The sequence below is a fragment of the Alicyclobacillus fructus genome (assembly GCF_017329605.1).
GTDB lineage: Bacteria > Bacillota > Bacilli > Alicyclobacillales > Alicyclobacillaceae > Alicyclobacillus > Alicyclobacillus fructus.
Genome location: NZ_JAFMTY010000038.1, coordinates 1 through 11,044, shown reverse-complemented (window position 1 = coordinate 11,044; position 11,044 = coordinate 1). Strand labels below are relative to the sequence as shown.

Annotated in this window: 9 protein-coding genes and 1 tRNA gene; 2 read left to right on the top strand and 8 right to left on the bottom strand. The window is 59.9% G+C overall.

Annotated features, from left to right (window positions below; all coding sequences use genetic code 11):
• On the bottom strand, positions 1-381 hold a 381-nt coding region (locus J3481_RS13700; RefSeq protein WP_206832693.1), incomplete at its 3' end, for a transposase.
• A gap of 1,878 nt (positions 382-2,259) precedes the next feature.
• Between J3481_RS13700 and J3481_RS13695 the strand changes: the two genes are divergently transcribed.
• Both J3481_RS13695 and J3481_RS13690 read left to right on the top strand, forming a co-directional pair.
• The gene (locus J3481_RS13695; RefSeq protein WP_206832694.1) at positions 2,260-2,766 is read left to right on the top strand and encodes a hypothetical protein; all 507 of its coding nucleotides are present in this window, start codon (positions 2,260-2,262) and stop codon (positions 2,764-2,766) included.
• Positions 2,751-3,755 carry a hypothetical protein gene (locus J3481_RS13690; protein WP_206832695.1) on the top strand — a complete coding sequence of 335 codons (1,005 nt, stop codon included), beginning with the start codon at positions 2,751-2,753 and terminating at the stop codon, positions 3,753-3,755. Before J3481_RS13695 ends, J3481_RS13690 begins: the two co-directional genes overlap by 16 nt.
• 90 nt (positions 3,756-3,845) lie before the next feature.
• On the opposite strand, the gene J3481_RS13685 is transcribed toward J3481_RS13690, so the two are convergent.
• From J3481_RS13685 to guaB, 7 genes are all read right to left on the bottom strand, one after another.
• Positions 3,846-3,924, bottom strand: a tRNA-Arg gene (locus J3481_RS13685).
• 190 nt (positions 3,925-4,114) lie between these two features.
• Positions 4,115-5,827, bottom strand: coding sequence for an ABC-ATPase domain-containing protein (locus tag J3481_RS13680; protein ID WP_206832701.1), 1,713 nt, complete (start codon positions 5,825-5,827; stop codon positions 4,115-4,117).
• Positions 5,828-5,873: 46 nt separating this feature from the next.
• Positions 5,874-6,347, bottom strand: coding sequence for a hypothetical protein (locus J3481_RS13675; RefSeq protein WP_206832696.1), 474 nt, complete (start codon positions 6,345-6,347; stop codon positions 5,874-5,876).
• Positions 6,348-6,370: 23 nt separating this feature from the next.
• A complete protein-coding gene (gene serS / locus J3481_RS13670) occupies positions 6,371-7,651 on the bottom strand; it encodes a serine--tRNA ligase (protein WP_206832697.1) in 1,281 nt (426 codons plus the stop codon).
• Positions 7,652-7,670: 19 nt separating this feature from the next.
• Entirely contained in the window at positions 7,671-8,252 is a 582-nt protein-coding gene (gene pdxT / locus J3481_RS13665) for a pyridoxal 5'-phosphate synthase glutaminase subunit PdxT (RefSeq protein ID WP_206832698.1), read from the bottom strand.
• Positions 8,253-8,325: 73 nt separating this feature from the next.
• The gene (gene pdxS / locus J3481_RS13660; protein WP_206832699.1) at positions 8,326-9,210 is read right to left on the bottom strand and encodes a pyridoxal 5'-phosphate synthase lyase subunit PdxS; all 885 of its coding nucleotides are present in this window, start codon (positions 9,208-9,210) and stop codon (positions 8,326-8,328) included.
• Between the two features lie 94 nt (positions 9,211-9,304).
• Complete coding sequence (gene guaB, locus J3481_RS13655) at positions 9,305-10,789, bottom strand: IMP dehydrogenase (RefSeq protein WP_206832700.1); 1,485 nt, start codon at positions 10,787-10,789, stop codon at positions 9,305-9,307.
• Positions 10,790-11,044 lie beyond the last annotated feature (255 nt).

Here is an 11,044-nt window from a genome sequence, read left to right as displayed (position 1 = left end):
ATCCCGGGTACTGAAGCCTCGAGCGTACAAAGCGATGACCTGCTCCTCGATGCTTGGCATGCGCTTCTGCCGCTTCTGGACCACGATGGGATCGAACTCACCCTTTCGGTCTCGGGGCAGCGCGATTTCGATGTCTCCAAGTTCCGACTGCACCGTGCGCTTGGCCCCATGGCCGTTGCGGGCGTTGTCCGTGTCTTTGGCCTTCGTGTCATACTTGGCGTATCCGAGATGCGTGTCCATTTCGGCTTCAAGCATCTCTTGGACCGCCGTGGCGAACAAGTCTTTCAGCATCGCCTGCACGTCGCTCAGGTCCTTGAGCTGGCCCTCACGAATGTATTGACGTATCTGGTCCTTAGAAACGAGCTGTCTCTTAGCTTCCATTTCGCTTCACTCCCCATGTAGACTCCCAAGCTCGAGTCTGGGGAGTTTACACAGTTCATTTTACACTCTCCAAGCGTTCAGTCCTCGCCGTGAACCAGTCTCCAGTGTTCGTCCATATATTGAGCCTACTCATCATTGGATTGAAATGTGATGCCGCGATCGCCGTCGTAAGGTTTGCGATGATCGACCTTCCAACGCAAAATCGCCTGCGGAGTGCCATTTGGGTACGCTTTGCACCGCCACTTGTTCGGTGCAAGGTTGCGATCCACATGATCACATAACCAGCACGGAGGCGGAAATCCTATCATCCCATATCCCGCCTTTGGGCATCCCGATCCCGTCTCGCACCCCAAAGCAACTGCCAGTGGTTCTCGACAGCTCTTTCGCCGTTGTCATCCGACTCAAATCGAATGCCGCAGTCACCGGGATACGGATTTCGGTGGTCCGCTTTCCAGTGCAAGATCTCATTGGGTATACCATCCGGAAACGCAGAACACCTCCACACATGAGGGATTCCCTCTTGCTGTACGTGTCGACAGAAGAAGCATTGGGGCGCAGCCTTCAATGTCACGCCATCACCACAACCCTCGCATCGGCAATCGTAGATTGCTCGCATTCAAGAACGAAATAGACACAGCATTCTCCCGCACGCCAAAACGTTGAATGAGCACACGAACAGGGATCGCACCCAACGTAGAACACATTTCGAGCGTCAACTGGATTCAAGATCATCATCGACCGTACTGCACGTTGTCATCATGACTCTTTGTTCATGGATGGTTGTTCGTGTCATTTCCTCTCCGTTTTTTCTCCCTTTTGTTGTTCGTTGCTTGGTTCATCACATCCATGAACTTGTATACTACGTACCTCGTAGGCCTTCTTTGCCATATTCCAAACAAGGCCACAATCAAACTTATCCACCAGTTCTGCTCGATACGCTGTCCGACAGAACCTTCACCTTGGAACAAAAGATATATTGACAAGATAATAGCAACGGCAACCCCTTGGTACCCAGATATCCATCTCCATCCTTTCGACTTCATATAAATCGCGGCTATTCCCAGGCACATAACAACGAGACTGATCCACCAATGTTGTTCAACACGCTTCCCAATGGGACCCTGACCTTGGAATAAAAAGAACGATGACAAAATGAACGCAACCACAAGAGTCTGGTATTCAAATATGCGGACCCATCTTGTGCTCTTTATGGGAATCACCTAACCGTTAGCCTGATGCCAAAGCGCCAGGCAGAAATATCGATCAGCATGAATGAATAAGCCCACCCCGAACACGAGGCGGCAGACGACGCAGGCATCGGAAGGAACCTTCGGCAAGGGCAGTCGCCCCTCCCCTTGCCTCCATGATACCGCGATACCGCGGAGGAGGAACGGTATGCTGAGAAGTGTTTTGAGCCCATTTGCGAAACACGGTTGGATATTCCACACTCCTGGTGGCGCTCGGCATCATCTATCACGTTCATATCGCGCGATGGGCCGATTTAGCCGCAGTTCTTGTATTGGTGTTGTGCATCGCTGCTTCCGTCATGAGCATTCGTGACCGGCTCAAGAGGTGAGCGACGTGTACCCTCAGTTCGAGACCAAGGCTCACTGCGTGCGATGGACCCAGGAAAACATCTTGACACCCTAACAGAACGGAGCCTCGCAAAGTGTCTCGCCTCCTGCATCTTTCTTGGCGAAATCCTATCGCGATCACGTCGAATGGCGTCCTGCGCCCAGAACTTGATGCAAAATGTGAAATCTATTATTCTATTCTCACTTTCCCCATATGGAATGGAATGTCTTCCTTTCAAGCTCAGGGAGATCCGCGGGGAGAGGTACATATTCCAATCTACCTCCCGAGAAGGCGGTGCGAGACATGCAGACCATGGGCAACACAGAAAATGAAAACGTAGAGGAGAAGGAGGATTCTACAGAAAGGAAAGAATCGCATGTAGCACAGATTCTTGCAAAGACTCGCAACACTACAAAATCCACGTTTGACTACATTACAGGCGCGCGATTGGCTCAAACGATGAATGAGTTTACTGAAACGTACAGGGATATCGTCGTCGGTTTGGGCGATCATGTGATGGAACAAGAAGGGCGAATGAAGGCTCAAGAAGAAAGAAGCTCGCGCATGGAAGAAATGATTACACGCCATGAGGAATCTATCCGTCGACTCTCGTCATTGCTGTCTTCACATGAACAGCACATAGCGGCCCTGAGCAACAACCATGGCGCCTTCGAAGCACGCTTGGATGTACCTCATGAGAAAGATCGTTATGCAAGAAAGGAACGTCTGTTTCAAATTGGGTTAGTCTGTGCACTAATTCTTTCGACTTTGTCGTTGACTGCGGAGTTGATTTCATGGATCACTCAATAAACTCGCTTGACCTTCTTCGCAAGATCTACAGCGCTCGGCTTCGAGAGCGAAACATCGATGCGGAAAAAATGATTTCGTACATGCGCCAGTCGTACCGCCAACGAGTGATGAATCTCGTCGATGCGGTCGCCGTGGCATGCTCGGTTGCAGAGGGAATGCACACAGGAATTGATGTATCAAGCATGACTCCGCAGATGAAAGAAGCATTTCACTTGCAGTATCCTCATCTTACCTTTGCTGACCTTGAGCAGATGTCGCCAGAGGAGCTTCAAGGCGTTGTGAACGGTTGGTCTGGTAAGCTTTTTGAAGTTGTCGTTCGTGACAAACTCAACAGCGGCGAGTGGGTAGGAGATGTGCACCTTCGGCCCGGTCAGCATGCCGTCTTGGCTGACAGTCCCGTCCAACCAGGCTGGGACTTAAGAATTGTGAATGCGGACGGATCGACCGATGAAGTACTCCAATTGAAAGCCACTTCATCTTTGTCGTATGTAAAGTCCGCTGTTGAACAACACCCTGACATTCACGTGATCGCGACCAGTGATCTCTTCGACCATGGAAGCCAATTGTCGGACGGTCTCCTGGATCACCTGACAAATAGCGAGATCTCACACGCCAAACTTCAAGAAGCCATCCACCATACGGTCAATCACGCCGGCGGATCTGGACATTTTTTGCATGCCATCCTGCCTGAATTACCTTTTGCTCTTATTTCAGTTACAGAAATCATAGACGTGTTCCGAGGCCGCAAACGCATTCGCGAAGCTTTTTCGGAGGGCTTCAGCCGTTCGATAAAATCGGGTGTTGTCATGGCTGTCGTGCGAGGCCTGGAACTCGCCGGAGCCTCAACAGGCGTTACAATACCTGTGTCGTTTTTCATGCGTCTGAGCATGATACGTACGTCGATCTTCAATCGGCTCACTGTGAAGCTAGAAGGACGAATTCGGGAGATCCGAACTTGGTATCAACACAGCAGCTTGTCGAGCGGGTAAGGCATGAGATTTGTTGGCGCCCTCCACTGAACGAATGTCGATAAAACATGTCGAACGGCGAGGCTTAAACGCCTCGCCGTTCATAGCTTCTGGCGCACCCGGCAGGACTCGAACCTGCGCAAGACGCGGTTTAGGAAACCACCGCTCTATCCTACTGAGCTACGGGTGCACATACAAACCGCGTACATATTATACCGCAACGGGCCTCGCCGCGGCAAAGGAAATTCGCGGCCGTTTCGCAATAGCCCTTAAGTCCTCTCGGCGCGGTGATCCCCGCCGCTTTCAGTCCGCCCCCGCCCCATTCAGCCATCGGGCTCACCAAGACGCCGGCGATCCTTGGTGAGCCGCTTCAGCGCCTTTTACCCTTCCCGTTGCGCGCATCGAAGCGTCCGCAGGCGATTCAGAGCAGCGGCGAGTTCGTAGCGGCGAGGGCGGGCGAGATCGCCGGGATGGCCTTGGCGGAGAGAGATCGATCCCAGCCCGTCCCGATCCCACTGCGCCTCCAGGGCGTCCAGGATCTCGCGAACCGTCAACCCCTTCGTCAGCCAGCCCCTGCGCTCCATGTAGAACAGCGCGGCCGCGATGGCGCGCGTCTGGCTGTCGTCGACGAGTTGCTCCAGGGCGTGAAGATCGATGTCCGTTGTGCCGTACTGAATGGCGTGGCGCCCGCGCGCCGCTACCTTGGCCTTGTTGCCCCGCTGGCTGTTCAGGCTGTCGGGCTGGGGCACGCGGTGGTGGATGGCGCCAAACGAGGGACCGCCTTCGGGCCGCCGCGCCGTGGGAATGGCCGCGGCAATCCGCTTGGCCTCATCCGTCACGTCGTGCGGGATATACGCGTCCATCTTGATGACGCAGTCGGCGATGTCGAGGTAGTCGCCGAGCCCTCCGGCCACCATGATGGTGGAGATCCCATACTCGTCCAAGAGTTGCCTGGCCTTGTCCAGGTACGGCGTGATGGGCTCGCCCGATTTCGCGACGAGCGCCTGCATGCGGGCATCGCGGACGAGCAGGTTCGTCGCGCTGGTGTCCTCATCGATGAGAAACGCCGTGGCGCCCGCCTCCATCATCTCGATGAGCCCCGCGGCCTGCGAGGTGCTCCCGCTCGCGTTCTCCGTGGAAAACCGGGTGGTCGCCTTGCCGTGCGGCAACGTGCCAATGAGGGGTGAGATGTCCACGTCCGCCACGCTTCGCCCGTCCTCGGCGCGGATCTTCACGGCGCCGCTGTCGGTGATGACAAACTCCCGGCCGTCGCCCGCGACGTGATCGTACACCCCATGCTCGATGGCCTGGAGAAGCGTCGTCTTGCCGTGAAAGCCGCCGCCTACAATCAGCGTGATGCCGCGGCGAATGCCCATGCCGCGGATGGGCTCCTCGCGGTGCGGCACCGGGATGGCCACCTCGAGCTGCGGCGGACTGTGAAACGGCACCGCCCCCTCGCGCAGCGGCCTGTCGCTCACTCCGCTCTCGCGAGGCAGGATGGAGCCGTTGGCCACAAAGGCCACCAGGCCGTGCTCGCGCAGATACTGGCGGATGGCCTGCTGTTGATCCGCCAGCTCCACGGCCGGGCGAATGTCCGCTTCGCGCACGCCGAACACCGCGCGCTCCACCACCGCGGGAATCTGCTCCAGCAGCATGATGGCGGCCTCGCGGGCCAGCACGCGCCTTCCATCCGCCGGCAAGCCGACGGACAAGCAGATGACGATCTCGTCCTTCCCGATCTGCACGGCCGTGCGCTCGATGACCTTTTGCCCAGGCGCATCGATGGCGATGAGCCCGCTCTTTCCCGTCCCTCGGGCCCGCCGCGCCAGCTTGCGCAACGCCTCATGCACGCGCCGCGCCAACACATCCTCGCAGCGAATCCGGCGCCACGGGGTTTGAATCCAGTCGTCACGGACCGCGGTCTTGGCCCGGGGCACGATGACCCTCACCTTGGACGGATCGGCGAACGGATCGCCTTGGACGTGATCGACGGCGAGCACAAAGGACGGAAACGCGTACCGGCCTTCGAGGATCTGATACGCCTTGTAGCCGCGGCCGTCTATCGATTGCAGGTGACGGCGCAAGGTGTCCATCGTCTGGCGCCCATCATCCGGTCGGATCCTCTGTTCCAATGCGCTGCTACTCCCCTCGCCGCTTCCATAAGGATGCAAACTCGGGCCTCCGGCCCTGCATCTCGATCTCGCAGTCGGCGAGATCGACCACCAGCGCCCCATCGCCGCACGTGAACGCACCCAGCTTCAGGGAAATGCCGAGCGGCTCGAGCAGGCTCGCGACGTTGAGTCTCAGGCTCTGCCGCAACACCTCAATGCCGTTCGGCGCATCTCGCATCGCCTCCTGCAGGCTCATCTGCACAATGGCGGGCGGGATGTTGACGAGCTTGCGCGCCGAAATCTCGAGGGCGATCTCGCCTCGCTCCGGGTTACAGGTGGGCCTGGCGGCAAAGTCGATGTTCCACATCAGAAACCTGAATTGGCCGTGCACCCCGTCCGGCCGGATGGCCGTGATGCGCAGCGGGACGTCCGGTGCGAACTCGGCGATCATGGAATTGAGGTCGTCCGCGGACAGCCGCACACTGACGTTCGAAATCCGCACCCGACATCCCTCCACCTGTCGTGTCAGGCTTTCGCAATCCGCTCGATCCCGCCCATGTACGGCACCAGCGCCCGCGGAATAAGTACCGATCCGTCCTCCTGCTGGTAGTTCTCCAAGATCGCGGCGACCGTGCGGCCGATGGCGAGGCCGGATCCGTTCAGCGTGTGCACAAACTCCGGCTTCGCGCGCTCGTCCCGGCGGAAGCGCAGGTTGGCGCGGCGCGCCTGGTAGTCCTCAAAGTTGGTGCACGACGAGATCTCGCGGTACCGATTCTGCGCCGGCAGCCAGACCTCGATGTCGTACTTTTTCGCGTCCTTGGCGCCGAGATCGCCCGTGCAGATCTCAATCCGCCGATAGGGCAGCTCGAGCGCCTCCAGAATGGCTTCCGCCTCGCGCGTCAGCTGTTCGAGCACGTCGTACGACTGCTCCGGCAGGCACAGGTTGACGAGTTCCACCTTTTGGAACTGATGCAGCCGAATCAGCCCGCGCGTGTCCTTTCCGGCCGATCCGGCCTCGGACCGGAAGCAGGCCGAATAGCCCGCAAATTTGACGGGAAGCGCGTCGGCCGGCAGGATTTCGTCCCGGTAGTAGTTCGTGAGCGGCACTTCCGCCGTCGGGATGAGATAGTAAGGCAGACCTTCGATCTTGAACATCTCGTCGCCGAACTTCGGCAGGTTGCCGGTGCCGACGAGGCTCTCCTCGTTGGCGATGAAGGCCGGGAACATCTCCGTGTAGCCGTGCCGCTCGACGTGGAAGTCGAGCATGAAATTCGCGAGCGCCCGCTCGAGCCGCGCGCCCAAGCCCTTGTACAACACAAAGCGGCTGCCGGTGATTTTCACCGCTCGCTCGCTGTCGACGATGTCGAGCGCCTCCGCGATTTCCCAGTGCGGCTTCGGCGCAAAGGAGAACTGCGGAACGTCGCCCCAGGTTTTGATGACCGGATTGTCGTCCTCGGATTCGCCGTCTGGAACCGAGTCGTGCGGCACGTTCGGGAGCGCGAGCAACAGGTCTCGCACCTCGGCCTCCAGCTCGCGGACGCGACCGTCCAGTTCCTGAATCCGCGCCGACACCTCGCGCATGCGGGCGATGTCTTCCGACGCGTCCTCGCCCTGTTTCTTCTTGCGCGCGATGGCCTCGGACGTCTGGTTGCGCAGCGCCTTGAGGCGCTCCACCTCGGCGAGGTGTTCTCTCCACGCCGCGTCCCTCTCGAGCAGGCGGTCGATCTCGGCCGGATCGACCTTCTTCCGCTGCAGTTTCGCCTTGAACACATCGGGTTGTTGCCGAATGGCTCGAATGTCTAACATGTCACACCTCGCGCTTAGGTCAATGTGCCACGGGCGCCTGCGCCATGTCCAAGAAGTAGCGGTGCAGGCGGTAATCGTCCGTCAGCTCCGGGTGGAACGACGTGGCGAGCAGATTGCCCTGCCGCACGGCGACGACGCGATCGCCGTAGGTCGCAAGGACCTCGACGCCGTCGCCCACCGACACGATGTGCGGCGCGCGAATGAACACGGCTGGGAACGGAGGCTCGCCAATGGCCGGAATCTCGATGTCCGCCTCAAACGACTCGCGCTGCCGGCCAAACGAGTTGCGGCGAACCGTCACGTCCATCAGGCCGAGGTGAACGGTGTCCTCGCCCTCGATGCGCTTCGCGAGCACAATCATGCCGGCGCAGGTTCCGTAAATCGGCTTGCCCGCTCGGGCCAGTTCCCGGACGGGATCGAGCATGTCGTATTCCCGCATCAGCTTGCCGATGGCGGTCGACTCGCCGCCCGGGATAATGACGCCGTCGGCGCCGTCGAGATCGCGCGCCCGCTTGGCTTCGTACGCGTCCACCCCGAGCGATTTCAAGGCCGCGATGTGCTCCCGAAACGCGCCCTGCACCGCAATCACGGCAATTCTCATCGCTCATCCTCCTCTCATGTACGAGAGCCGGCGGGCCTTTGCCCCCGGCTCTCGCAGGTGCATGCGTCAGCTGTCACCAACCGCGAACCGCCATGCGCTCCTCCTCGCGCAGCGTGGCGAGATCGATGCCCTGCATGGCCTGCCCGAGGTTCTTGGACAGGTGCGCCAAAAGCTCGTAATCCTGATAATGCGTCACTGCCTGGACGATGGCTCGCGCGTACTTCTCCGGATTCTCGGACTTGAAGATGCCGGATCCCACGAACACGCCGTCCGAGCCGAGCTCCATCATGAGCGCGGCGTCGGCGGGCGTGGCGATGCCGCCGGCCGCGAAGTTGACCACCGGCAGGCGGCCGAGATCGTGCACCTGCTTGAGAAGATGATACGGCGCGCCGAGATTCTTCGCCTCGGCGTACAGCTCGTCCTCCGACATCGCCTGAACGCGGCGGATGGCGGACTGCATCATGCGCTGATGGCGCACGGCCTCGACGATGTTGCCCGTGCCCGGCTCGCCCTTCGTGCGAATCATGGACGCGCCTTCCGCGATGCGGCGCAGGGCCTCGCCGAGATCCCGCGCGCCGCAGACGAACGGCACGGTGAACTTCGTCTTGTCGATGTGGTGCTTCTCGTCAGCGGGCGTGAGAACCTCGCTTTCATCGATGTAGTCCACGCCCATGGCCTCGAGAATGCGCGCCTCCACGATATGCCCAATTCGGCACTTGGCCATGACCGGAATGGAGACGGCGTTCATGACCTCTTCGATCACGGCCGGATCGGCCATGCGCGCCACGCCGCCAGCCTTGCGAATGTCCGACGGCACCCGCTCCAGCGCCATGACCGCGACGGCGCCGGCCGCCTCCGCGATCTTCGCCTGCTCCGCGTTGACGACGTCCATGATGACGCCGCCCTTTTGCATCTCCGCCATTCCGCGCTTCACGCGATCCGTGCCGACAGTCGACATGCCGCATCCCCCTCTTGTATCGCAACCGGCTGAGGCCGGTGAGTGGTTGAAGACCTAACGATCATTGTAGTACAGCGCAGGGTCTCTTTCCACGTCAAATCGAATAGTTCGGCGCCTCTTTCGTGATCTGCACGTCGTGGGGATGGCTCTCGCGCAGACCGGCGGACGTGATCCGCACCATCTGGCTCTTTTCCTGAAGCTCCTGGATGGTGGCGCACCCCGTGTAGCCCATGCCGCTTCGCAGGCCGCCGACGAGCTGATACACGATCTCGCTCACCGGCCCGCGGTACGCCACGCGCCCCTCGATGCCCTCCGGCACCAGCTTCTTCGCGTCGCCTTCGGCGTTGTCACCCTGGAAGTACCGGTCGCCCGAACCCGCGCGCATCGCGCCGATGGATCCCATGCCGCGGTACACCTTGAACTGGCGGCCCTGGTAGATTTCGATCTCGCCCGGGCTCTCCGTGGTGCCCGCGAGCAGGCTGCCGATCATCACCGAGCTTGCGCCGGCCGAGATCGCCTTGACGATGTCGCCGGAGTATTTGATGCCGCCGTCCGCGATGATGGGAATCCCGCGCCTGCTTGCCGCCTTCGCGCACTCGAAAATGGCCGTGATCTGCGGCACGCCGACGCCCGCGACCACCCGCGTCGTGCAGATGGATCCTGGGCCAATGCCCACCTTCACGGCGTTCACGCCCGCGTCCATCAGGGCCTCGCAGCCGGCCGCCGTCGCCACGTTGCCGCCGATGATCTGGATGTCCGGGTAGCGCCCGCGGATCTCGCGGACGACCTTCAGCACGGACTCGGAATGACCGTGGGCCGTATCCACGACGATCACGTCGCAGTGCGCGGCCACGAGTGCGTCGACGCGATCCATCACGTCGGGCGACACCGTGACGGCCGCGCCGACCAACAGCCGCCCCTGCGAATCCTTCGCCGCATTCGGGAACCGGCGCGCATTCTCAATATCCTTGATGGTGATGAGGCCGCGCAGGTTGCCTTCCCCATCGACGAGCGGAAGCTTCTCGATCTTGTGCCGCTGAAGGATCTCCTTCGCCTCCGCCAGCGTCGTGCCGACCGGCGCGGTGATCAGATTGTCGCGGGTCATGACTTCCCCGATGGGTCGAGAATCGTCCCGTTCAAAGCGGAGATCGCGGTTGGTGATGATGCCGATGAGCTTCTGCGATCCACATTCCACAATGGGCACGCCGGAGATGCGGTACTTGCTCATCAGCGCCTCGGCTTCACGCAAGGGCTTGTCCGGCGTGAGATAAATGGGGTTGGTGATGACGCCGCTCTCGGACCGCTTCACGCGATCCACTTCTTCGGCCTGTGCCTCGATGGACATGTTCTTGTGAATGATGCCGATCCCGCCCTCGCGCGCCATGGCGATGGCCATTGGCGACGTGGTCACGGTGTCCATGGCCGCGGACACGATGGGGATGTTGAGGCGAATGTCGGTGGTCAACCGCGTGGATACGTCCACATCCCGCGGCAATACGGAGGAGTGAGCGGGCAACAGCAACACGTCGTCAAAGGTCAACGCTTCACCCACGAATTTGTGCTCCCAGGCGCTCGTCACGGTGGTTCCTCCCCTTCATCTCGCGCTCTGCGCATGGCGTCCCTGAAATATTGTGAGCAGTATAACAACCGGCTATAGGGGTGTCAATGCGGGCGATTTTGAAGGTGCCAGCGTCCAGAAGCGAGGATCACACTTTTGTCAAGATGACAAAACCGTCTAGATCTTCGTCCCAAAAGGAGCTTCGTCCCAAAGGGGGCGAGCAGGGCTTCGGCCTTCGGCCTGCAGATCTGCTCGCCCCCTTTGGGAACTTCGCTT

Bases quoted from the DNA above. Each gene is read 5' to 3' on its own strand.
- J3481_RS13690 (WP_206832695.1), top strand. From the start codon at position 2,751: ATGGATCACTCAATAAACTCGCTTGACCTTCTTCGCAAGATCTACAGC.
- pdxS (WP_206832699.1), bottom strand. From the start codon at position 9,210: ATGTCGACTGTCGGCACGGATCGCGTGAAGCGCGGAATGGCGGAGATG.
- serS (WP_206832697.1), bottom strand. From the start codon at position 7,651: ATGTTAGACATTCGAGCCATTCGGCAACAACCCGATGTGTTCAAGGCG.
- J3481_RS13695 (WP_206832694.1), top strand. From the start codon at position 2,260: ATGCAGACCATGGGCAACACAGAAAATGAAAACGTAGAGGAGAAGGAG.
- J3481_RS13680 (WP_206832701.1), bottom strand. From the start codon at position 5,827: ATGGACACCTTGCGCCGTCACCTGCAATCGATAGACGGCCGCGGCTAC.
- pdxT (WP_206832698.1), bottom strand. From the start codon at position 8,252: ATGAGAATTGCCGTGATTGCGGTGCAGGGCGCGTTTCGGGAGCACATC.